The 23,664-nt window shown below is 46.9% G+C and carries 22 protein-coding genes; 9 read left to right on the top strand and 13 right to left on the bottom strand.

Translation table 11 applies throughout. The annotated features are described in order from the left end of the window. Nucleotides 1-134: 134 nt before the first annotated feature. The 6 genes from B067_RS21240 to pyrC form a co-directional block, all read right to left on the bottom strand. Entirely contained in the window at nt 135-557 is a 423-nt protein-coding gene (locus B067_RS21240; protein ID WP_156820807.1) for a hypothetical protein, read from the bottom strand. Then, nucleotides 515-859 carry a transposase gene (locus B067_RS22340; RefSeq protein WP_420806530.1) on the bottom strand — a complete coding sequence of 115 codons (345 nt, stop codon included), beginning with the start codon at nt 857-859 and terminating at the stop codon, nt 515-517. The genes B067_RS21240 and B067_RS22340 overlap by 43 nt, the downstream gene beginning before the upstream one ends. A gap of 121 nt (nt 860-980) precedes the next feature. Beyond that, nucleotides 981-1,871, bottom strand: coding sequence for a hypothetical protein (locus tag B067_RS0109480; RefSeq protein WP_019529842.1), 891 nt, complete (start codon nt 1,869-1,871; stop codon nt 981-983). 91 nt (nt 1,872-1,962) lie between these two features. After that, entirely contained in the window at nt 1,963-2,421 is a 459-nt protein-coding gene (locus B067_RS0109475) for a hypothetical protein (RefSeq protein WP_019529841.1), read from the bottom strand. 251 nt (nt 2,422-2,672) lie between these two features. After that, a complete protein-coding gene (gene rnt, locus B067_RS20040) occupies nt 2,673-3,359 on the bottom strand; it encodes a ribonuclease T (protein WP_019529840.1) in 687 nt (228 codons plus the stop codon). Between the two features lie 42 nt (nt 3,360-3,401). Next, a complete protein-coding gene (gene pyrC / locus B067_RS0109465) occupies nt 3,402-4,445 on the bottom strand; it encodes a dihydroorotase (protein ID WP_019529839.1) in 1,044 nt (347 codons plus the stop codon). A gap of 186 nt (nt 4,446-4,631) precedes the next feature. Here pyrC and B067_RS0109455 point away from each other — a divergent pair, with 186 nt between their 5' ends. Continuing rightward, nucleotides 4,632-5,513 carry a flagellar protein MotY gene (locus B067_RS0109455; RefSeq protein WP_240472847.1) on the top strand — a complete coding sequence of 294 codons (882 nt, stop codon included), beginning with the start codon at nt 4,632-4,634 and terminating at the stop codon, nt 5,511-5,513. A gap of 152 nt (nt 5,514-5,665) precedes the next feature. Beyond that, the gene (locus B067_RS0109450; RefSeq protein ID WP_026244549.1) at nt 5,666-6,889 is read left to right on the top strand and encodes an argininosuccinate synthase; all 1,224 of its coding nucleotides are present in this window, start codon (nt 5,666-5,668) and stop codon (nt 6,887-6,889) included. A 146-nt stretch (nt 6,890-7,035) separates the two neighbouring features. Here B067_RS0109450 and B067_RS0109440 read toward each other — a convergent pair whose 3' ends face one another. From B067_RS0109440 to B067_RS0109405, 7 genes are all read right to left on the bottom strand, one after another. Beyond that, complete coding sequence (locus tag B067_RS0109440; RefSeq protein ID WP_019529835.1) at nt 7,036-7,572, bottom strand: response regulator transcription factor; 537 nt, start codon at nt 7,570-7,572, stop codon at nt 7,036-7,038. Next, the gene (locus tag B067_RS0109435; protein WP_019529834.1) at nt 7,569-8,858 is read right to left on the bottom strand and encodes an ATP-binding protein; all 1,290 of its coding nucleotides are present in this window, start codon (nt 8,856-8,858) and stop codon (nt 7,569-7,571) included. Before B067_RS0109435 ends, B067_RS0109440 begins: the two co-directional genes overlap by 4 nt. A 132-nt stretch (nt 8,859-8,990) precedes the next feature. Then, nucleotides 8,991-9,818 (bottom strand): PAS domain-containing protein, encoded by an 828-nt coding sequence (locus B067_RS21235; RefSeq protein ID WP_019529832.1) that lies wholly within the window; start codon nt 9,816-9,818, stop codon nt 8,991-8,993. 125 nt (nt 9,819-9,943) lie between these two features. Beyond that, nucleotides 9,944-10,417: a DUF6841 family protein gene (locus B067_RS0109420; protein WP_019529831.1), complete on the bottom strand. Its 474-nt coding sequence runs from the start codon at nt 10,415-10,417 to the stop codon at nt 9,944-9,946. A 46-nt stretch (nt 10,418-10,463) separates the two neighbouring features. After that, the gene (locus B067_RS0109415) at nt 10,464-11,963 is read right to left on the bottom strand and encodes an aldehyde dehydrogenase family protein (RefSeq protein ID WP_019529830.1); all 1,500 of its coding nucleotides are present in this window, start codon (nt 11,961-11,963) and stop codon (nt 10,464-10,466) included. A gap of 99 nt (nt 11,964-12,062) precedes the next feature. After that, complete coding sequence (locus tag B067_RS0109410) at nt 12,063-13,277, bottom strand: MFS transporter (RefSeq protein WP_019529829.1); 1,215 nt, start codon at nt 13,275-13,277, stop codon at nt 12,063-12,065. Nucleotides 13,278-13,394: 117 nt separating this feature from the next. Next, nucleotides 13,395-15,647 (bottom strand): TonB-dependent receptor, encoded by a 2,253-nt coding sequence (locus B067_RS0109405; RefSeq protein ID WP_019529828.1) that lies wholly within the window; start codon nt 15,645-15,647, stop codon nt 13,395-13,397. 334 nt (nt 15,648-15,981) lie between these two features. Between B067_RS0109405 and B067_RS20030 the strand changes: the two genes are divergently transcribed. From B067_RS20030 to B067_RS0109370, 7 genes are all read left to right on the top strand, one after another. Further along, nucleotides 15,982-17,394 carry a sigma-54 interaction domain-containing protein gene (locus B067_RS20030; RefSeq protein WP_019529827.1) on the top strand — a complete coding sequence of 471 codons (1,413 nt, stop codon included), beginning with the start codon at nt 15,982-15,984 and terminating at the stop codon, nt 17,392-17,394. A gap of 161 nt (nt 17,395-17,555) precedes the next feature. Continuing rightward, nucleotides 17,556-18,341: a type IV toxin-antitoxin system AbiEi family antitoxin gene (locus B067_RS0109395; protein WP_019529826.1), complete on the top strand. Its 786-nt coding sequence runs from the start codon at nt 17,556-17,558 to the stop codon at nt 18,339-18,341. Continuing rightward, nucleotides 18,338-19,237, top strand: a complete 900-nt coding sequence (locus tag B067_RS0109390; RefSeq protein ID WP_019529825.1) for a nucleotidyl transferase AbiEii/AbiGii toxin family protein — start codon at nt 18,338-18,340, stop codon at nt 19,235-19,237. The genes B067_RS0109395 and B067_RS0109390 overlap by 4 nt, the downstream gene beginning before the upstream one ends. A gap of 105 nt (nt 19,238-19,342) precedes the next feature. Continuing rightward, the gene (locus tag B067_RS0109385; RefSeq protein ID WP_019529824.1) at nt 19,343-20,929 is read left to right on the top strand and encodes a peptide chain release factor 3; all 1,587 of its coding nucleotides are present in this window, start codon (nt 19,343-19,345) and stop codon (nt 20,927-20,929) included. Further along, nucleotides 20,898-21,812, top strand: coding sequence for a DUF72 domain-containing protein (locus B067_RS0109380; RefSeq protein WP_019529823.1), 915 nt, complete (start codon nt 20,898-20,900; stop codon nt 21,810-21,812). The genes B067_RS0109385 and B067_RS0109380 overlap by 32 nt, the downstream gene beginning before the upstream one ends. A gap of 49 nt (nt 21,813-21,861) precedes the next feature. Next, nucleotides 21,862-22,551 carry a 16S rRNA pseudouridine(516) synthase RsuA gene (rsuA, locus tag B067_RS0109375; RefSeq protein ID WP_019529822.1) on the top strand — a complete coding sequence of 230 codons (690 nt, stop codon included), beginning with the start codon at nt 21,862-21,864 and terminating at the stop codon, nt 22,549-22,551. Next, nucleotides 22,548-23,612, top strand: coding sequence for a class I SAM-dependent methyltransferase (locus B067_RS0109370; RefSeq protein WP_019529821.1), 1,065 nt, complete (start codon nt 22,548-22,550; stop codon nt 23,610-23,612). Before rsuA ends, B067_RS0109370 begins: the two co-directional genes overlap by 4 nt. The last annotated feature ends 52 nt before the right edge of the window (nt 23,613-23,664 follow it).

Here is a 23,664-nt window from a genome sequence, read left to right as displayed (position 1 = left end):
TACTGAAATCTGGCATCGTTGTTCATAAGTCAGTTGTTGGTAGGTTCTCGTCATCACTTCATCTCTTGCCGGAGAAAAAGGGTAGGAGCTTACCTTCAGCTGGCCCTTTCTTCTACCTAGTTAGATGATGCACTTCAGATTTGAATCCACGTAATCTTAAAAATTGAATTATTTAGAATAAAGCGGGAAAAGTCGTGACGATTGTTTTTTATACAGACCCTAGTCGTCGCCTGCCTATATTTCCCGTCCTCAACCTGCGCATTAAACCGCTCATTGCCTAAAGGGAAATTCTTCTTTAGCCCTTCACGTAGCTGATGCACGTCCTGATCAGACAGCGTCACAATAAATAACGCTCGATAATGAAAGTACTTATCCGCTTTTGCATTACCCAATGCAGTAAAGCACGCATGCTCACTCACAAGCTCATCAACTTCACCCCAAGCATTTGATTTATAGCTAGAGCAAGGGTATTGCTCTGGTGACTGAACCCTATTGGCTGTCACTGGGTTTAATTCTATATAGCGGTAGCAGAGTAACAAATAGTGCTCAGCATCCACTGAGCTACTCTTGTGCATGCCCTCCCACAGCGTGGCACTGCGTCTGTAAGTCTTATTGATATATTGCGAATATTCCGCCCAATATATTGAATGGTTCTAGAAATGCTATCGGCATAGCAAAAGGTAATGGGCAAATGCACATGATTAGTCATCAAACAATAAACGTATAAATGACCTTCGTAGCGCTTTAGTCCTTCCGCTAGCAATACTTTGTAATACTGATAATCAGCATCACTAAAAAAACAAACATCTCTGTTATTGCCACGCTGAACAATATGGGCGGGAATACCTGGAATATACATCCGTGTTTTTCTTGGCATCACAAATTCCTTTTGCAATTGTTATTGGGTTTTAAGAGCTATAGAATGATGGGGGTGTGTGAAAAATAATCGTTACGACCCCCTTTAATCTTTAATCCCTTGCTCATTTCATTGCCGCCGCAAACTGTTGAAGTAAGGCTTCATCAGAAGGCCTGATATTTGTTTTTGGATTTACTGCCCACTGACCAGCCCTAACCATAAGATTTATTTCCTCCGATGTAGCCATAGTAGAAAAGTGTATTAGCGAGCCTATAATATTTTTGTTTTTCTGTCCGTAAACCTTTTGCCAATCATTTGAACACTGATTCACGATTTTATCAGTAATATCATCGAGTTCACTAATTAGATCATTGTCGTTGTTTTTGACCAACAATTTGTCGCCTGCATGCAGGGTTTTCGAAAAATCTAGTGCTACAATTCCTCTGGCCTGAGCAGATACATCGCGCTTAATGGAAGATTCCAGTTGATTGCACGCCTTCCTAACATTCGACTCCAATTTATCTAATGATGTAAGCCTTTTACATTCAATATATATATTGTGCTTATCAATTTTTATTCCAGTGTCTGAGGTGGAATTAAAAATAGTCTCTACGCCATTATTCGGTCTATGAGAGCGTGCAGCAACTAATGCCTCAAAGATGAAATTTCGTGCTGTTGATGACTTCTCTGATTCTTCAACAGAATTAATTGGGCCATTTATTCCTTTTTGGAGCTTTTGCGCGATTGGGCCTAGTTCAACTGTAGAAACATTATGTAGTGCCCTATAAATATCAATAAAATCCATTATTTCAAACATCGAACTCACGAAATCAGGGAATATATCTTTAGCTTCTTGCTCTGACGCACTCTGATAGCCGGTACTCCAGCGACTAATAATATTTTCATAGTGCTTCGTTCTCCCTGATGAAAAACTTACCCCTAGATTCTGAATCCACGCCAGAGCCTGAAGGTATTCTTCATTAATATTACTATATGAATCAGTCTCGATAGTCATATGAAATTTAAGAGCCTAGCGCCTTTAGCAACGGAAAATTACGGAGCCGAAGGCGCAGTAAGTTTACCGATTGCCTAAATTTGTTACACGTTTACTCCAAGAATACATCGGAGTTAATGTTTATATAATGGATTAGGTACGACTCACCTTCCGTAGCCAGGGTAATTGTGAATTGGGCATCACCCGCCTCGAAATGACCTAACATTGAGAAATTAACAATATCGTATGCGCCTTCACGGACAGTCGCACCAGCTTTTGCCCCGAGAAACTGAGGCTCTTCAAATGATTTTAATGCTCCCAACTTTGAAAACAGCCTATATACTTTTTGACCCCTCTCGGTCTCAAACTCTTTCAGTGACTCAGGGGTAAGTAATGCTCTTAGTTGTTCAAAGTCCCAGCTTACTACTGCGGGCATATTTGTCTCTAAATATGGTTGAGCCACTTCTGTGTATTTAGAGGAATTAACCGCATACCAAGTGCCAATACATATAAATATAACTATTAGAACAAGAAAAAATGATCCGATTATCTTGAGAAACTTCTTAAACATGTAATTCCTTTTACGTGTAACAGCTTATTAAATGGAACTGATCCATTTATATCCATTCCTTGGTTTTAAATTATTTACCTGCCAGTATCCACGACTCTCTTTTAATATCAATGAGATAGAAGCGGTAATATTCACACTTTTGTAAAAAAGTGGATTCAATCCTTTGTTTTTGCCTATACCGTTAATAAACCATGGCCCGCTAGCTGTAGCCTTATAAAAAAAGGGCCAAGAATATTGGCCCTTTTTTACGTTTAGCGTTCTTCGCTATCGGCGGTGGCGGTTTCTTCCGCATCACTAGCTTGTGCCGCCAGCGCCAAGTCCCAGCCCCCCAACGTTTTCCAGCGGTTTACAATTAAGCAAAACAGCTCAGCGGTTTTTTCGGTGTCGTAAGCCGCAGAGTGGGCGGCGGTATTACAAAATTCCAGCCCTGCCGCTACACAGCTTTTGGCTAATACGGTTTGGCCAAAGGCCAGCCCCGAGAGGGTGGCGGTATCAAACACGGAGAAGGGGTGGAAGGGGTGGCGTTTAATTCCGCAGCGCTCGATAGCGGCCATCACAAAACCATGATCGAAGTGGGCGTTGTGGCCCACTAGCACGGCGCGGGTGCAGTCGTGGGATTTGACCTTGGCGCGTATCAGTTGCATCAGGTCGGGGAATACCATTTCTTCGGGCTCGGCTGCGCGCTCGGGGTCGTGGGGGTCTATGCCGGTAAACTCTAGAGCGGATTTCTCTAAGTTGGCGCCTTCAAAAGGGTCTACGTTAAAATCGTAGGTTTCATCGATGCAGAGTTCGCCGGCCTCGTTCATGGTGAGGGTGGTGGCGGCTATTTCTAGCAGGGCATCGGTGCGGCAGTTAAAGCCGCCGGTTTCGACATCGATAACAACGGGCAAGAAGCCGCGAAAGCGTTCTGCCAGTGGGTGTTTTTTGTTGTCTTCCACAAAATTTCCTAGGGTTGTTGGGCGCGTTTATTGAGTAACTTGTTAGGCGAGTTTGGGTTCAACTTGCCAGTGCAGGGTTTCGCCCGCACGTAGGGGGATGAGCGGCTGGCCGCCTAAATTGAACTGGGCGGGCACCTGCCAGGGCGTTTTGTTTAGCGTGATGGTATCGCTATTACGCGCCAGGCCATAAAAGTCGGGGCCAAAGTGGCTGGCGAAGGCTTCTAGCTTAGCTAGCGCCCCGGCTTGCTCAAAGGCCTCGGCATAAAGCTCTATTGCCGCGTAGGCAGTGTAGCATCCGGCGCAGCCACAGTTGCTTTCTTTATTGCCTAGGATGTGTGGGGCGGAGTCGGTGCCTAGAAAAAAGCGCGGGTTGCCGCTGGTGGCAGCTGCGATTAGCGCTTGCTGATGACTATTGCGCTTTAATATAGGCAGGCAGTAATAGTGGGGGCGTATGCCGCCTGCCAGCATGTGGTTGCGGTTATACAGTAGGTGGTGGGCGGTAATGGTGGCGGCGACATTGCCCTGGCTATTGCTAACAAATTCTACTGCGTCTTGGGTGGTGATGTGCTCTAACACGACCTTCAGTTGCGGGAAGTCGTCAACTAAGGGCTTGAGTATGCTGTCTATAAAGGCTTGTTCGCGGTCGAATATGTCTATGTGTTGGTCGGTGACTTCGCCGTGCACCAGTAGCAATACGCCTTGCTCTTGCATGGCTTGCAGTACCGGGTAGAGCTTTTTGATGTCGGTAACGCCGGAGTCGGAGTTGGTGGTGGCGCCCGCAGGGTAGAGCTTGCAGGCCACAATGCCGGCTAGTTTAGCGGCGCGTATATCGTCGGCGCTGGTGTTGTCGGTGAGGTATAGCACCATCAGCGGCTCAAACTGCCTGGGGCTATCGGCTTGGGCGGCATTAATACGGGCTTTGTAGTCGTCGGCTTGCTGGGCGTTCATTACCGGCGGTACTAGGTTGGGCATAATAATGGCGCGGCCAAAGTAGCGCGCCATGGCGGGGGCAGTGTCGGCTAGGGCATCGCCGTCGCGCAGGTGTACGTGCCAGTCATCGGGGCGGGTTATTTCTAGGGTGGTCATGGTGTGGGCCTTATTGCATCAATGCGCGAATGCTACCGGAATAGCGGCCTTGATTAAAGAAATGGCTAAGTTGGAGGTAAAGAAAACCGTATTTTGGTCGATATTAACCTTAATGGTGGGCCTGGCGTGTAGATTCAGGCCTATAAATAGCTAAGCTTATCGGGGTGAGTGAGTTGGAGATAGACCGTGTTGCTTAAGAAATACCTTTCGACATTGTTACCAGTGGCTGCGTTACTGCTAGTGGCCAGCAGCGCGGGCTGGGCGGTGAAGTACGCTGCGCCCATGAGTAGTGCCGAGTGGAATTTGGAGTTATCGCCCTTTGAATGCCGTATGTGGCAGCCTATACCCGTGTACGGTGATGCGGTGTTTCAGTATAGAGCCGGTGAAAAGCAAAAGTTCTTTTTAGCCCCTAGCCGCAAAGCGATGAAAACCGGCAAGGCCTTATTGGTATCCAGCCCGCCCGTGTGGGATGGAACCCGCCCCAGCCAGAAACTGGGTTATGTGCCGGTTAATGACAGTAATCGGCCAGTACTCTTACAATCCATCCAAGCCAATCAGTTATTGACCGAGTTGGAAAAGGGTATGACCCCGATGTTTACGCGTCAGGCCTGGTATAGCGATACCGAACGGGTGCATATAGGCCTGTCGTCGATTAATTTCCGCAAATCCTACCAAGAATATAGGCAGTGTTTGGCTGGCCTCTTACCGGTTAATTTCGATCAAATCGCCAAATCGCGGCTGCGTTTTGACACGGCTCGCTGGGAGTTGACCTCCGATTCTATTAAGCGTCTAGATACTATTGTGCACTATGTTAGGGCCGACCCTTCGGTGACGGGGTTTTATGTGGATGGCCATACCGATGATATGGGTAGGCGCTTAGCGAATTTGGATTTGTCGAAAAAACGTGCCGAGGCGGTGACCCGGTATTTGGTGACCCAGGGCATAGACGAAAGCTTAATCACCACCCGTTATCATGGCGAGCGCTATCCCATGGCTAGAAATAAAAATGCTAAATCCCGTGAGCTGAACCGTCGTGTAACCATACGGCTAGAGCGCAGTGCACTGTAACCGCCTAGCGTAGCAGGCTGTAAAAGCCCCTTGCTAGGCATGGCCTTTAGCGTCAATCCCCAGTAGAATACGCCCTCGCAAAACTTGCCCCAATTTACTCTTAGCCATGCGCAGTGAACACTGTGTCTGGCCCAAAAGGCGTGGAGATTGACATGTCAGATATTAAAAAAGTGGTGCTGGCCTACTCAGGCGGCTTAGATACATCGGTAATTGTTAGGTGGCTACAAGAGACTTACAACTGCGAAGTGGTGACCTTTACTGCCGATATAGGTCAAGGTGAAGAAGTAGAGCCCGCCCGCGCTAAAGCCAAGGCCATGGGTGTTAAAGAAATTTATATAGACGACCTGCGCGAAGAATTTGCCCGCGATTTCGTATTCCCCATGTTTAGAGCCAATGCTATATACGAAGGTGAGTACCTGTTAGGTACTTCTATAGCGCGCCCGCTAATCGCCAAGCGCCTAATTGAAATCGCCAACGAAACCGGCGCTACCGCCATCTCTCACGGCGCTACCGGTAAAGGTAACGACCAAGTGCGTTTTGAGTTGGGGGCCTATGCCCTTAAGCCTGGCATACATATTATTGCGCCTTGGCGCGAATGGGATTTAAGCTCGCGCGAAAGCTTGATGGCCTATTGTAAAGATCACGATATTCCCGTTGATTACGCCAACGCGAAAAAGAAATCACCTTACTCTATGGATGCCAACCTGCTGCATATCTCTTACGAAGGCGGCAACTTGGAAGACCCATGGTGGGAAGCGGAAGACCCAGACATGTGGCGTTGGACTGTAGCGCCAGAGCAGGCGCCCGATAAGCCTACCTATTTAGAAATCAGTTATGAAAAAGGCGATATCACCGCTATTAACGGTGAGGCCATGAGCCCCGCCACGGTGATGGAATACTTAAACAAAGTGGGCGGCGAAAACGGCATAGGCCGTTTAGATATCGTTGAAAACCGCTACGTAGGTATGAAATCACGCGGCTGTTACGAAACACCTGCCGGCACCATTATGATGAAGGCCCATCGCGGCATAGAATCTATCACCCTAGATAGAGAAGCGGCCCACTTAAAAGATGAGTTAATGCCTCGCTACGCCAAGTTGCTTTATAACGGTTACTGGTGGAGCCCAGAGCGTAAAATGCTACAGGTTGCCATAGACGAATCGCAAAAAGTGGTTAACGGTGATGTGCGCGTTAAGTTGTACAAAGGTGCGGTTAGCGTAGTAGGCCGTCGCTCACCCGATAGCTTATTCGACGAAAAAATTGCCACCTTCGAAGACGATGCCGGTGCCTACGATCAAAAAGACGCCGAAGGCTTTATCAAGCTAAACGCATTGCGTTTACGTATAGCGGCCGATAAGGGTAGGGATATTTTGTGATAATCGCTTTGCGATTAGCGGCAAGCGCTAACTTGTAAGCTGCAAGTAAAAATAAAAAAAGCCAAGCGTTATGCTTGGCTTTTTTGTGGCTGATGAAATAATTTTTTGCAGCTTGCAGCTTGCAGCTTGCAGCTTGCAGCTGCGCGCTAGCGCTTAACAGGTTTCTTTTGTAATTTCCTCTGCAACGTACGCCTATGCATGTTTAAAGCTCTGGCGGTGGCGGAGACGTTGTTGTTATTTTCATGCAGTACTTTTTGTATGTGCTCCCATTCCAACCGGTCTATGGAATGGGGTTGTTCGGGTATGTCGGCTGGGTCTTCGCTGTCGCCAAAGGCTTTTAAAATATCCTCTAGGTTGGCGGGTTTGCATAGGTAGTTGAGGGCGCCCAGTTTTACCGCTTCTACGGCGGTGACTATGCTGGAGTAGCCGGTTAGCATGACGATAGCTATGTCGGCCTGAGCTGCAATAAGTTGTGGAATGAGTTGTAGGCCCGATTCTTTAGCTATTTTTAAATCGACTATGGCGCGCTGAAAATGCTGCTGTGCAATTGCCGCTAGCGCTTCAGCGCTGTTGTTAGCAATGCTAACGTCATAGCCGCGACGTTGAAAAGCGCGGCTCATCACCGCGGTAAATTGCGAGTCGTCATCGACTAATAAAATACTCAGCGCCTGCGGTATATTCACGAGAGCAACTCACTATTGGCAAGGGGGATAGTCAGCTCTGCAACGGTGCCGCCCTGGGGGTGATTATGCAATTCTATACTGCCGCCATAGCGTTGCACCGTAGCGTGGCTTAAAAATAAACCTAAGCCTAGGCCGCGGCCTTTGGTGCTAATAAACGGCTGGCCCATTTGCTCGGCAATGTCTGGGGATATGCCGGGGCCGTGGTCGCGTATGCTGACGGTGTAGTTGTTAGGGTTCCAGCTTAAAGTAATCTCAACGGTATCGCTGCTGGCATCCGCCGCATTGTTGAGCAGGTTTAATATGGCCTGCTCCAGTGTGGTATCTGCTTGAATAATGGGGGATGGCGCATCATTACAGTTATAACTGAGTTGCACATTGGGGCGTATCAGCTGCCAGTGATCCAGTAGCTGCGTTATATAGTCACTGAGTTTGACAGTTTCTTGTTGTTTGTGGCTGTGGCTTTCAGCGGTATTAACCAGATTTTTTAAAATAAGATTACAACGGCTTAGTTGTTGCTGTAATAGATTTAAATCTTGCTGTAGTGGTTTGTTGTTACTGTGCTCAGCTTTTATTTCGTCTAATAATACGGTCATGGTGGAGAGCGGTGTGCCCAGCTCATGGGCGGTACCTGCGGCTAAGGTGGCTACCGCCAATATTTGTTCATCTCTTAACGTGTCTTCGCGTTCTTTCGCCCACTGGTTTTCCCTTTGCCTTAAGGTGTTAGCCATTTTTACCACGAAGTAGGTAATCACCGCGGCGCTTAAACAGAAGTTAAACCACATGCCTAAAATGTGCTGGTTAAAACTGCTGCTACCGTGGCGGCTGTGGTCAATAACGCTAGTGGGTAGTGGCTCAAAATAAAATAACATTAGGCTGTAAGCTACGAGTGAGCAGCCGGCAATAATCCAAGTGTAGCGCCAAGGCAAGATAGCGGCGGAGATACTCAGTGGCACCAAAAAATACGACACAAAGGGGTTGCTTGCGCCGCCGCTAATATACAGCAGGCCAGCAATAATACTGACGTCAGCCAGCAGGTGTAAAAAATATTCACCATCGGTTACCGGCCAAGCCTGACGCAAGCGTAACACGGTGGCCCATGCTACCAACGCGTACAGCGAGGCAATAATACTGTGAGTGGTGTATAGGCTAATATCTTGCGCTTGTTGCAGCTGTAGATAGGCCAGCGCTGCCGCTATACCCGCTAACACGATAAGGCGAATAATATTCAGGCGCTGTAAATTAGCGGCAGAGGCGGTGAGCGAGAGTGATGGCTGCAGGTTAGGCATGAAGTGAGCTTTGCTATAGAGATGGCTACGCTAGTGGCCGGCAGTATATCGCAATATACTGCGCTAGGCTTGCGTCGTATTGTCGCAGCGGTGACTAAGCGGCGCTAGCGTATAGCTATCAATAGGCCGCTGCTAGAGGGCTCGCATAACGGCAACGTAGCGGTTGCTGTGTATCTCGTCTAGCACCGCGGTTAGCAATATATCAAACGCTAGGGTGCTCTTATCGGCGAGTTTTACCGTCAAGCTAAAGTGTGCAGGTTCGCTGCTGCCAATATTGCGTAGTGCCTCTAATGGCTTCTTGATGTCTAGTAGTTCTGAGATGTCACGCCCCAGCCAATCATCTACCGGCCAGCCCAAGCGGCTTTCAAAAGAGGGGTTGGCACCTAGCAGTACCGCTGTAGGGTCAACCACTAAAATAATATCAGGCACTGAGCTTAGTACGCCGCGCATTTCATGCTCGCTTCTTACTAAGCGGTCATGTTTACGCTTGTCTTCGGTAATGTCTCTGGCGGTACCCCACATACGCTGCATAAAGCCGCCTTCTTTTTTGGCGCGTACGGTGTTTTCTATATAAACCAAACTGCCATCGTGGCTGGTGTCTAGTGATATGGCGCGGTCCACACTAAAGTCGTTATCAATGAGCTCTAAAACAAAGGCCTCGTTCTCAGCGGAGTGAGGGAAGTAGAGGTTAACGGGCTGTTTATTAAAGTCGAGATTGTCTGGTAGGTTATAAAGGCTGGCCATGGCTATATTACACATAGACCAATAGCATTCATTTTGAAAAACTTGACGAACAATTTCATCGGCCGAGGTATTTAAATTAACCGGCTCTACAAACTCTATGCACCAGGTTGGCGTGGTGGAGGCCTTGGTCATTTCTAATAGTGTGGAATACTTCTCGTCTAGCTGTTGGTAGCGTTCTTCGCAGGCGCTAAGCCCGTCTTCTGTTGTGTTCTTCATGTTTAATCCTAAATGCACAGACAGTTTTATACTAACGTATTAGAATTTCATATGAAATCATCTGGTAAATTATTTGGTACTGTTTATGAGCTATTAATGTTTTTTACTAGTTATTTGTCAATGACCTAATTGGGGCAGGCGTTTTCAATTTCTAGGGTTAATTTCCAGCCATTTTCGGTCTTTGCTGCTAGGTAAGTAAACGGGGCCTGTGGGCAGTTAATGACAGAGCTACCATCTTGGCGATAAATGTCCCATACCGTAAAAATCATAGCGCTACTTTTATTGAGCATATCTACGCGTAGGCTTAATAGTTTTGCGCCACTCCAGCCATCTTTTTGCCAATTGTCAGCATAACTTTGTAGTGACGCTTTCATAGTTTCGGTGTTGTCAACCAAAGGTCCTTCCGTGCTTAGATAGTAATAAGGTGAGGCGTAATAGTGGCTGACTTTGCTAACATCTACTTTCGCGTTTTTCCAATGGTCGGCATAAGACTGATACCACTGTGTTACCTCCTGTTCAGTATTGATGTCGCTAAGGGCGTAGCTAAAATGGCCGCTAAGCAAGAGCACAAGGCCTGCAAATTTCATTAGAATTTTCATTTTTGTTTCCTTTTTAAGGGCGTTTATTTTTTAGCATTGCGGTGTGTCACGCTAAGTTAAGCCACACAGATTTACTTTGCATATTTTGTAATACCGAATCAAAACACTTATCACGGCCGTGCCCTGATTGTTTGAAACCACCCCATGGCTGCGTCATGTCACCATGGTCGTAGCAATTCACCCAAACGATGCCTGCGTCTATGTCTCTGGCCATAATGTTGGCGGTATTTAGGTCGGCGCTCCATATACCTGCGGCTAGGCCGTAGTCAGTATCATTGGCTAGTTCTACCGCTTCGCTGGCCGTTGCAAAGGGAATGATACAGGCGACGGGACCGAAAATTTCTTCCCTAGCTATAGTCATATCATTAGTAACACCGGTGAACAGTGTGGGTTGTACATAGTTACCTGCGGATAAACTCTCCGGCACTGCATTGCCTAATGGCATATTACAGCCCAGTGCCAGCCCAGCACTGATATAGGCTTGCACACGCTGTTGCTGTTTTTTATCAACTAAAGGCCCCATAGTGGTGGCAGGATCTAATGGGTTGCCTATGCAATAGCTTTGTTTTGCACGGCTAACAAATTTTTCTACAAACTCATCGTGTATATCTTGATGCACTAATAGGCGTGAGCCAGCGCTGCAAACTTCACCCTGGTTCGCGTAAATAGCATTAACGGCATATTCTACTGCGGTATCCATACAGGCTAGGTCGGGCATAAAAATATGGGGGGATTTGCCGCCAGTTTCAGCGGCCACTTGTTTCATATTCGATTGCCCCGCGTAAATCATCATCAGCTTGCCTACCTCGTTAGAGCCGGTAAAAGCAATTTTTGCTACGTCGTGATGTAAGGCCAAAGCCTTGCCGGCAATTTCGCCTGGGCCGTTGACGACATTAAATACGCCGGGCGGGCCTCCTGCCTCGACAAATAACTTGGCCAATAGCAGGGCGCTTAATGGCGATTGCTCGGCAGGCTTAAGCACAACGGAGTTACCCGCTGCCAGTGCCGGTGCGGTTTTCCAGCAGGCCATCATGGTGGGGTAATTCCATGGCGTGATACAGCCTACTACCCCCAGTGCTTGGCGGCGCACATAGTGCAGTGCGCTGTGTTCTGTATTGGTGACCTTGCCTTCAATTTTGTCGATAGTTTCGGCAAAGTATTTAATGGTATGGGCGGCAAAGGGGATATCAATGGTGCTGGTTTCGCTAATGGTTTTACCCATGTCTAAACTGTCAAGTAGGGCAAAGGCATCGTTGTGTTGATCCACTAAGCTGGCAAAGCGTTCCATAATGTCCATGCGATCACGAGGTGCCATGGTTGACCAGACGCCAGATTTAAATGCGGCTTTGGCACTCGCTACGGCTTTATTAATATCAGCTTCATCACCGCTAGCGACCTCGGCAATAATATTGCCATTGGCCGGGTTGATTGTTTCGAATGTCGCGCCGTTGATAGCATTACAAAATTGGCCGTCAATAAATAGCCGTGTTTCTGCTTGTAAGTTGTCGGCTAAGTGGGTCCAGTAAGCTGTGGTTTTGTCAGTCATACATTAATCTCTATTTGCGGTGGCTCTATTTTCTGTGGTAATAGTTTTTGCGTATTGCTTGGTCTAATTTTTTATTGGTGTCGAGCAGGGTTGATAACTTTAAGTGGTCGTTTTTTTGGTTACAGATAATAGCGGCGGTATAACAAACAGGCTGGTAAGTATGATGCAGCCCAACGTTGCCCAGCCTACTAAGCTGTAGTTGCCACTTATATCAATTAAAGTACCGCCAAGAATAGGGCCTATGGCTATGCCCGCCATAAGCGCGCTACCGGATGCCGCCACCACGCGACCTTTTACGTCTAGCTCGGCAGCGAGTGCTGTTAAGTAAGCTAGAGTGAAAAAATAACTACCGGGCATAAACATTACTGCAGCGGTATAAATGAATTGTGAGTGCGAGGACTGGCTGACGATATAGGTAACCGTGCCGCTAACCAGTATGCCTATGGCTAAGGGCAGTTTTATGCCAAAGCGCGAACCGACTATAGAAGCAATAATAGGGCCGAAAATACCGACAAACGCTTGCGCAGATAAAACATTACCCACTTCTTCTACCGAGTAACCTACCTCTGAGCCTATACGTTCTAAAAATGCCCAGGCCATAGTGTCGCGCAATGAGAACACTAAAAAGGTAGCTAGCATTAATAGGCTGGTGAAAGACATAATGCCTTTTATATTACTATCACCACTGGCTTTACCATCGTCTTGTAATGGTTCTTGTACCGCATGGCTGGGCATATGAGTGAGCAGTAGCGACATGATAAGAATAATCACAGAGATAGCCGCGTATATTCCCGGCAACCCCCAAGCATCACTAATTCGGGAAAAAATAAGCATAACCACTATCATTAAGGCGACACTCAGCACTGTCATATGAGCGGCAAATCGCTCTGGATTACTGGAGTGTGAAACCGTAGCATTGCCGCAGGCCATCACTAAACCTACTCCTATGCCGGCGATAGGCCTTAGCATCACTATCACATCATAGTGAGGTAGCAATACGCAGGCTATGTTGGCGCAGAGTGCAATAAACACACCGCTATAGGCGACTTTTTTTCGATTGACCCTATCCATAAACGGAGCGATACACATGGATGCGGCCATAACGCCTAAAAATTCAGCGGTACCTAAAAAGGCCGCTTGCACGGCGCTAATAGATAGGCTGGTCATCGCTGCGCCAATTAAAAAAGGCAGCGAGAATAAAGCAATCAAGCCTATGCCATAGGCGGCGGCAAATGCGGCGAGTAATAGCCCCCAGTTATCGGGTAGTAAATGGCTAATGCTGTTAGTGTTTTTTTGAGTGTTAACGTTAGTCACGATTAAGCCTCATACTTTTAATGGCTGGTGATTTTCAGAGTGGTCTTGTTGTAGTTATCTAATCGCTAGGCTAAAAAAAGCGATTACTTTCTAGCTGAAAGCAATCGCCTGTAGCCTTTAGAATTGATATTTAATATTGACCCCTGCCCAGCGAGGCTTGCCGTAACTGAGTATGGTGAAGTTATCAAACGCTGAAATATCAAAGCCAAAGTTTCTATAACGTTTGTCGGTGAGGTTGTCGACAAACAAGCTGGTAGACCATTTTTCATCGGCGCTGACATAACCTAAACGCATGCCGTATAAGGTGTAGGAGTCCGCGTGTATGGTGTCGTGGTTGACAGTGTTAAAAAACTGATCATCGACATAGCTTGCCGTTATCTGGGCAGAAAGCTCTGCGCCGCTAGAAATAGCCCATGCTTTACGTATGGTGGCATTGGCGGTTAGGTCGGGTGATAAAATGATGTCTTGGTCATAGAGGGTGCCGTTTACATCAATATCATGGACCGTGGCATCGAGTTTTGACAGGCCTAATAAAATATCCCAGCCATCTCCAGGTGTTATCACTAATTCTATTTCGGCGCCTTTAATATCGGCTTCTTTGTTAACGATTTGCGAGGTGTTGCCAACAAATAGAAAGGCTTGATAGTCGCTGTAATCGTAGTAAAAAACGGCAGCGTTAAGTCGTAGTTTGTCTTCAATTAAGGTCCCTTTGTAGCCTATTTCATAGGACGTCAGTATTTCAGGCTCGAAGGCAATCTCGGCGTCGCTTAAAAAGCCATCGAGTGGCGCGTTGAAGCTGCCACCTTTAGTGCCTCGGCTAATGCCGCTGTAAATTAAGCTGTCGACAGCAAAGTCTGGGCGCCAATCTAACTGAATTTTTCCTGAGTAGTCGCCATCATGTCGGCTGTACTGACGTTTGCGTCCGTCTACTAAAAATCCCAGTAGCGGGTCGCTGTCGGCCGCGGGTAAGGTGAGCGGGCAAAATTCCCCTAGCAAACCATCGCATTGGGTCATTTGAAAATCCATCTCTTTTTTGTCATCGGTCCAGCGCAAGCCCGCCGTTAACATTAGTGATTCACTGAGATCGTATTCAACTTGCCCAAACACCGACCAGGTGGTGGTCTCTAAGCTGGCATCATAGCGTGGGTAGTAATCAAATGCGGGGGCGGGAAAGCCGCCGTAGAAGTCATTTTCTATTTGCAGGTAGTAGAGGCCTGTGGCCCAACGCATGGTGTCGTTTTCGCCGTTTAGGCGTAGCTCTTGCGAGTATTGGTCTATGCGTGCGCCGGCAAAATATATCCATCTATCGACTGAGGTGCCGTCTGACTCTTCTTCATAATCTTTGTTTAGGGTTAAATAATCGGTGATAGAGGTAAAGGTAAAATCTTCATTTTCTTTGATATAGGTGGCACTGGTTCCGTAAACTTCTCTATAGACTTCACCGGCACGGTTAAACGAGCCTTCTAGCGCTTCGCCGTCACCATCGTCGTTGTCGAAGTTACCGTCATTATCATGGTCTAAAAATGTGCCGCAGCCATCACAGAATACGCTAAAGCCATCGGGGCCCACTTCAGAGGCGCGATATTCAAATACGCCGCCCTTGGCATGATCAACAATATTGCCGTGTAATTTCAATAATAAAGAGCTGCTGTCATCGATGTCTATATTGAGCATGGTGCGAAAAGCGGTGTTGTCGGATTCACGTAAATCGGGGCCTATATTATTTTTGATATAGCCGTCGTGAGTGTTGTTAAAAACGGCGAAGCGGCCTTGCATCTTATCCGTGAGGGGGCCACTTACCGCTGCGGAAACTTGCACTTGGTTATATTCGGCCAAGGTTAAGTCTACATAGGCTTCGAATTCTTCACTGGGTTTATTACTAATTAGATGTATTAAGCCGCCGGTAGCGTTACGTCCAAACATGGTGCCTTGGGGGCCACGTAATATCTCTACTCGATTCATGTCGAACATAGGTACCGAAGCATTACCCGGAGAGGATAGGTAACTGCCGTCGGCATAGAGTGCTATGGGCGCTTCTTGGTGTTCGTTAAAATCGCTTTGGTTAATGCCGCGTATGGAATAGATGGTGACGTTTGAATCGCCGGAAGTTGAGGTGGCTACCATGCCGGGGGTTTGGGCGGCGATATCTTCACTGTTAGACCAGCCTAGGCTATCCATTTGTTTACCGCTAAACGCGGCTACGGAGACACCTACATCCTGTATGTTTTGCTCGCGCTTTTGGGCGGTTACGACAACTTCTTCTAGCACGGAAGCTTGCGCTGGGAGGGCCGCGCATAATATGAGTGCTGAGTACAATGCCTTTAGCTGTAGGCGTGCAGCATCTGGGGTTCGAGGTTTTATGTTATTCATGTTTTGTGACCTTCTGATTTTTATAATGGTATATGAGATATCTGTTACTGCATTGAGTATCGCCCTAGTAGTAATACAGGATGTGTGCCAAAAAAATAAATGTTATAAAATTCAAGTGCTTATGTATTTTCATGGGTTTTTTGTGTATCTAATCCTCCCTTCTTGTGCATATTTGCAACATTGTCTCTAGCATTTTTGCAACACATGAAATAGGGTGTGAGCGAGTGCAAGGGAGCATGCAGGGAAAGGTACAAAGAGCTGGCGCAGGGTTGTGCTGCGCTGATAATAATGTAAAAAATATTTTTTAGATTTATAACGATGCGGAATTTATGCCATGAAATTTCATACGCACTCTGAGCTACTTAACAGTTTTAAATATACCTATGAGAGCGCGCAAGCATTGCTGGCCGACCCGGCTCTGAAATTAATTACTGATGCACTGCCCTACGGTTTAATTATTCTTGATCAGCGAGGGGTGACTGCCTTGATGAATACTGCCGCAGAGCGCATTAACCAGTTAAGTTTGCAAAAAGATTTCCCGTTTCGGCGCTTTGTTAGAGAAAGTGCGGTTAATTGCGAGGAAATTCTAAAATCTTATCAACAAATGACCCCCTTGCAATACCTCGCTAATAGTAGCAATGGCGAAGATATGCTGGTTTCCACCAGGCCTATATTGGATAAAAATGGTGACCCCCTATTTTTTGTAATTACCCAAAACATCAGTTTTGATATTAATGGTTTGGCGCAGCGTAGGGCATCTAGCGGGCGTTTTAAATCTCTTGCTGACCAAGATGCCTTGGATGCTTCTAAGCGCTATTTGTTACAGCCTTCCTCGCCTGACAGCTATTTTCTTGAGAAGGGTATACGGGCGATGAAGATGAAAAGCCGGATTTTATTAACCGGCGAGTCCGGTGCCGGAAAAACCTCTACGGCTCGCTATATACATGAGCAAGCCATGGGGATGGATAAGCCTTTTATACATGTTAATTGTGCCAGTATTCCCGACACCTTATTTGAGTCAGAGTTGTTTGGTTATGAGAAGGGCGCGTTTACCGGTGCTCATCACCGCGGCAAAATAGGGTTTTTGGAGGCGGCCAATGGTGGCACATTATTTTTAGATGAAATTGGTGAAATTCCACTGCTATCACAGCCTAAATTACTACAGTTTTTAGAAACCAATACCGTGCAACGCTTAGGAACAACGGCAACTAAAAATATCCAAGTTAGAATTATATCGGCAACCAATAAAAATCTTTTAGAGATGATTAGCCGGGGTGAATTTCGCCAAGATTTATATTATCGGCTGTGCGTTATAGAGTTAAAAAACCCTCCCTTACGTGACACTAAAGACGTTATCCCTCAGCTTATAGAGCACTTTCTAGCGGCGTTAATACAGCGACGGGGCACCGCTTTTTCACTCAGTAAGGACTGCTATAAATTACTGCTTGAGTATGATTACCCAGGAAATATTCGAGAGTTACAAAATATTCTTGAGCATATTGCGGTTGAGTGCGATGACGTGGCCGGTGTTGAGCACTTGCCATCTTCTGTTATGGCGAAAGCCCCGGCTAGTAATGGCTATATGGCTGATGGTGAGTCTACCGAGGGCTTGAAAAAACAAGTGCATGATTTTGAGGCTACAGTGATAGCAGAAGCTATTGAGAAATATGGTAGTAAGCGGCAAGCGGCACTGGTCTTGGGGGTAGATGTAGCCACCATCACCAGAAAGACGCAGCGGCAGCTGTAGAAGGCATAGGGGTTTATTTGAAGATAGGCACGGAGTGATTAGTTGGGAGCGTAAACCTGTTGGTTTATAAAAATGAATATTTCGGTGCTTAAAGTACCTAAATATCAAATATTTTAAACTCACCAATTGATTTTGTTTAAAAAATTGGGTAATTTGGTACTATGAGTACCGAAAAAGAGTCAAAATTAAACAATCTGCTTAGCAGTCAGCCTTTGGGTATAGTGCTCTCTTCGGCATGGCTGGCAAAGCAGGGCTATAGCCTCGACTTACAGAAGCGCTATAAGAAAAGCCAGTGGTTTGATTCTATCGGCACAGGCGCTCTGATACGTCATGGCGATCAGGTGGACTATTTAGGTGGCATCTATGCTTTGCAGTCCCAACTAGGCCTCTTTGTGCATCCAGCGGGCAAAACGGCGCTGTCATTACAGGGGAAAGCCCACTATTTGGAGCTTGCCACCAAGAAGGTACAGCTCTTTGGTGGCAAGCAAGATAGTTTGCCGCTGTGGTTTAAAAAGCGGGATTGGGGTTTAAGTGTAGAGAGCAAATTGACGAGCTTTTTACCGCCCGCGCTTGGCTTGGTCGAAATCGACCACAAGAGCTTTAAGGTGAAAATATCCAGCCCTGCGCGCGCCGTAATGGAGTGCCTGTATTTAGCGCCAAAGTATCAACCTTTATTGGAGGTCTATGAGCTGATGGAGGGCCTGAATAATTTGCGGCCAACCACAGTGCAACAGCTACTTGAAGCTTGTACTTCGGTGAAGGTGAAGCGCCTGTTTTTATATATGGCGGATAAAGCAGGTCATGAATGGCTCAGCTATATCAATCTGGACAAGGTGGATTTGGGCTCAGGTAAACGCGCTGTCGTGAGCGATGGGGTGTATGTCTCTAAATACCAGATAACCGTACCTAAGGCTCTCGATTCAGTGAATGGGGAGGTAACGGCATGAATGAAGGCTACACAAAACAGCTTAGGCTTCTTCTGAATGTGTTGCCTGAAGTTGCCAAAGAGACATGCTTTGCCATGCATGGCGGTACGGCAATTAATCTTTTTGTACGGAATATGCCAAGGTTGTCGGTTGATATCGACTTAACCTATGTCGAAATTGCAGAGCGAACAGAAACGCTGGCCGGGATCAATACCGCGCTTATTCGTATTAAAGAGCGTATCAAGGCTTTGCGCCCAACGATGCGTGTTCAGCACAAAGCAAATGTTTGTAAGTTGCAGGTTGATGAACACGGCGTGATCATCAAAACTGAAGTGAATATGGTTGGGCGTGGCTTGAGAGGCGACGCGAAAAAATTGCCTTTGTGTGACGTAGCCCAAGAGCGGTTTGATGCATTTTGCGCGATGCCCTTAGTGCCGATAGGGCAATTGTATGGCGGTAAAATTTGTGCGGCCTTGGACAGGCAGCACCCAAGGGATTTATTCGATGTAAAGCTGTTACTGGATAACGAAGGCTTAACTGCTGAGATTAAACGCGGTTTTTTATTTGGGCTGGCTAGCAGCAATCGGCCAACCTTTGAGCTGCTTGATCCACCTTTACTAGATCAACGCACAGCTTTTGAGCGGCAGTTTGAAGGTATGAGTGCAGAAGCGTTTAGTTACGATGATTATGAAGCCACAAGGCTGCAGCTCATCGACATCATAAACACCAGTTTGAGTGATGGCGATAAGGCCTTTTTGCTAAGCCTTAATCGCTTAGAGCTAGACTGGTCGATTTACGATTATCAGGGCTTCCCATCGGTGAAGTGGAAGCTCCTGAATCTAGAGAAATTCAAAAAGCAAAACCCAGACAGCTACCAACAGCAATTGGGCGAGCTGGAAAGCATTCTAAAGCAGTAATTTATAGTACATCCATTATCCGGTAGAATAGCGCGCTTTATAGCCCGGCAAGGGCAAAGTAACGAATTAAGTACACATTTACGTACAAACTAGGGTTTTAGTGGAATGAGCGATAGCAATTTTGTCAAAGAAGTCAACAAACGGCGCACGTTTGCTATCATATCCCACCCCGATGCGGGTAAAACCACTATCACCGAAAAATTGCTGCTATTAGGGCAGTTAATACAGGTGGCGGGGTCGGTTAAGGGTAAAAAGGCCGATAGGCATGCCACCTCTGACTGGATGAGCATGGAGCAAGAGCGGGGCATCTCGGTAACCTCCTCGGTGATGCAGTTCCCCTATAAAGGCCGCATGGTTAACCTGCTGGATACTCCAGGGCATGAGGATTTCTCTGAAGATACCTACCGCACCCTAACCGCGGTGGACTCGGCACTCATGATTGTTGACGGCGCCAAGGGTGTAGAGGCGCGCACCATTAAATTAATGGATGTTTGCCGCCTGCGTGATACCCCCATATTGAGCTTTGTTAATAAAATGGACCGCGATATACGCGACCCCATAGATCTACTGGATGAAATTGAAGCAGTCTTAAAAATAAAGGGCGCGCCCATAAACTGGCCCATAGGCATGGGTAAAGAGTTTAAAGGCGTTTATAACCTCTATACCGATACCATTCATGTATTCAAACAGGGCAAGAGCAATGTGATGACCGATGATATACGCATCAACGGTTTACAGAGCGATGAGGCCAAGAAATTATTGGGCTTATACCACGACGATGTTGTTGAAGAAATTGAATTGGTAAAAGGCGCTAGCCATCAGTTTGATATAGAAGAGTATATGGCCGGTACATTAACGCCGGTGTTTTTTGGTACCGCCTTATCGAACTTTGGTGTGCGAGAAATGCTGGATGGCTTTGTTGAGTGGGCACCCAAGCCTTTAGAACGCGCTACCGACGAGCGCATGGTAGATCCGCAAGAGGCTAGCTTCAGCGGCTTCGTGTTTAAAATCCAAGCTAACATGGACCCTAAGCACCGCGACCGTATTGCCTTTATGCGTATCTGCTCAGGCACTTATAGCAAAGGCATGAAGATGAAACATGTGCGCATAGGCAAGGATATAAAAATTGCCGATGCGGTCACCTTTAAAGCCGGTGAGCGTACGGCGGTGGATGAAGCTGTCTCTGGTGACATTATCGGTTTACACAATCACGGCACTATACAAATAGGCGATACCTTCACCGAAGGTGAGGCGTTAAAATTTACCGGTATACCGCATTTCGCGCCAGAAATGTTCAGGCTAATCCGCTTAAAAGATCCGCTTAAAGCCAAGGCCTTGCAAAAAGGTTTGCAGCAGTTGGCAGAAGAAGGCTCTACCCAAGTATTTATGCCATTGAGTAATACCAACTTAATAGTAGGCGCGGTGGGGCAGTTACAATATGAAGTGGTGGCCTATAGGCTAAAAGACGAATACAAAGTAGAAGCCAAATACGAGCCTGTGAGCGTTTATACCGCCCGCTGGATAACCTGCGACGACAGCAAAATGCTGGCGGAGTTTAAGCGCAAAGCTAATGATAACCTGGCCCTAGATGGCGGCGGCCACTTAACCTATTTAGCCCCTACCCGGGTTAATTTACAGTTAATGGAAGAGCGCTGGCCGGATGTTAACTTCCGTGCAACCCGCGAACACTAAGCTTGCCCCACGCAATCCTCAGCCCTATTACCTAGGCTTACCGCTGTGGAGTAATAGTGCATGGTTGGGCAGCTTGTATCCGGCGGGCAGCAATAGTCAAAATTATTTGCAGCATTACTCCACGGTGTTTAATACCGTAGAGGGCAACACCACTTTTTATGCCCTGCCCAGTGTCGCCACGGTTGATTCATGGTTGCGGCAGGCGCAGCCGGGTTTTAAGTTTTGCTTTAAACTCCCTAAAACGATTACCCATAGTGGTCGTTTAAAAGGCGGTCGTTTACAGCACGGTGCAGAACTAAGTGCGTTTTTTACTAGACTACAGCCTTTGGCAGAGCACCTAGGACCTTTTATGATACAGCTGCCCGCCGAGGCGGGTGCCAACGCTGTTGATGATATAGTGGCGTTTATAGCGGGCTTACCGCAAGACTTTCAGTTTTCTATAGAGTTGCGCAGCTTGGATTTTTTTCGCAAAGACGATTTAGAGAAGCGCCTAAACCAATGCTTAATCCAGCATCAGGTCGATAGAGTGTGTTTTGATAGCCGCGCCCTGTTTAGCCAGCCGGCAAACACTGAGGCTGAAAAAGAGGCGCAACGTAAAAAGCCCAAGCTGCCGGTGCACGCTATCGCCACCGCGAACAATCCCATAGTCCGCTTTATAGGCACTAAAAACAGCGACTATAATCAACAGTATTACCAAGCCTGGCTGCCCAAAATTGCGCAGTGGTGTGCCGAGGGTAAAACCCCCTATTTTTTCGTGCATACCCCCGCCAACCAAGTGGCACCCTTACACGCACAAACCCTGCACGATCAGTTATCACATTTGTCCGGTTGGCAGCCACTAGCCAAAACCGTACAAAGCAAAAATCAATTAGCTATGTTTTAAACTTATGTTTTAAAGCTAGCGACTAGAGACAACCCACTAGAGACTGTTCATGAGATTAGACAAATATATTAGCTCGGTAACCGACATGTCACGCATGCAGGTTAAGCGCGCCCTAAAGTCGGCAGGGGTAACCGTGAACGGTGTGCCCACCACCGACCAACGCACTATGGTGCAAGCCGATGATGAGGTGGTGTTTAATGGTGAGATATTGCGTGCCGCCAAGCTGCGTTATTACATGCTTAATAAGCCCGAAGGTTATGTTTGTGCCACCAAAGATCAAACTAATATGACGGTGTTAGAGTTATTAGATGAAGATAATATAGAAACCTTACATGCCGCCGGCCGTTTAGATATAGACACCACCGGCTTGGTGTTAATTACCGATGATGGCCAGTGGTCACACCGTGTTACCGCGCCTAAAAGTGAATGTAAAAAAACCTATTACATAGAAACCTTTGAGCCTATCGCTGAACAGGTGATTGCGCAGTTTGCCGAAGGTATTAAGTTAAAAGGCGAGCTACGGCCCACCTTGCCGGCAGAGCTGGTGTTGATGCACGAGCAGGCTGCCCGCCTGACTATTTGCGAAGGCAAGTATCATCAAGTGAAGCGCATGTTTGCCGCGGTGGGGAATAAGGTTGAGTTGTTGCATAGAGAAAGCATAGGCAATATTAGCTTAGATGAAGATTTAGAGCCTGGCAGCTACCGCGAGTTAACAGAACAAGAGATTGCCGAAATATGAGTGATATCGCTTTTGATTTGTTGGCGCAAAAAATAAACGAGCAGTTGCACGCTGTGGATGCGCAGCCCTGCTTATGGGTAGTGGATGAAAATATTAGCGCGGCTACCCTGTCAACTATCGCGCCTAATGAAAACATTCAGGTGATGACCAATCGCAGTGACTTGGCCCTAGTGCTTGAGCAAAAAGGTTTTTCCGTGCAATTAAGCGACTTTGATTTTACGGCCTACGAGCGCCATAGTTTTTCCCATATTTTTTATCGCGTCTCTAAAGAAAAGCCTGTGGTGCATCATATTATTAATCAGTCAGCCCATTATTTGGCGGCGGATGCTTGTTTGTATATCAGCGGCTATAAAAACGAAGGCGCTAAAACCTACATCGATAAAGCGGTTAAGTATATGGGCAGCTTAGCCAGTAAAGTGCTGGGCGGTAAAACCTCTATGATAGCTGCCGTGCAAGCTAATGCTATTGATGAAAGTAAGCGCTTGGATGATAAAGCCTACAGCGAGTTACAGCAGCCGGTATCGGCAGCAGATATTCCCTTTGTGAGTAAGCCCGGTGTATTTGGTTGGAATAAAATTGATAGAGGTAGTGAGTTCTTAGTTACGCATTTACCCGAGGTGTTAGCAAGAATTAAAACAGATGTTAAGCAGGTTGCTGATTTGGGTTGTGGCTATGGCTATCTTAGTGTGATGGCCAGCCAATTACTCGATGCTGAATTTCATGCGGTGGATAATAATGTGGCGGCAGTAGCTTGCTGTCAGCAAAACTTTTTGCAGCAGGGCGTGCGTGGTGAGGTCAGCCTAGATAGCTGTGGCGATAAGCTCAGTCCAGGTTTTGACTTGCTCTTGTGTAATCCGCCTTTTCATCAGGGCTTTGATGTGGAAAGCGGCCTTACTGATAGTTTTGTGCGCTCAGCGAGCCGCTTATTAAAAAAAGGTGGCCATGCATTTTTTGTGGTGAATGCCTTTATNCCTCTAGAGCGAAAAGCCAAAGGCTTGTTTGAGTATGTGGCTGTGGTAGCTGACAATCCATCCTTTAAATTGTTGCTGTTGAGAAAGTAAGGGTTTGAGCTATGGACGATGACGAGGATTTATTTAAGCAGGAGATGGCTGG

The sequence above is a fragment of the Dasania marina DSM 21967 genome (assembly GCF_000373485.1).
Lineage (GTDB): Bacteria > Pseudomonadota > Gammaproteobacteria > Pseudomonadales > Dasaniaceae > Dasania > Dasania marina.
Note: the sequence above shows the minus strand (reverse complement) of the source record. Positions and strands in the feature narration are given on the sequence as shown.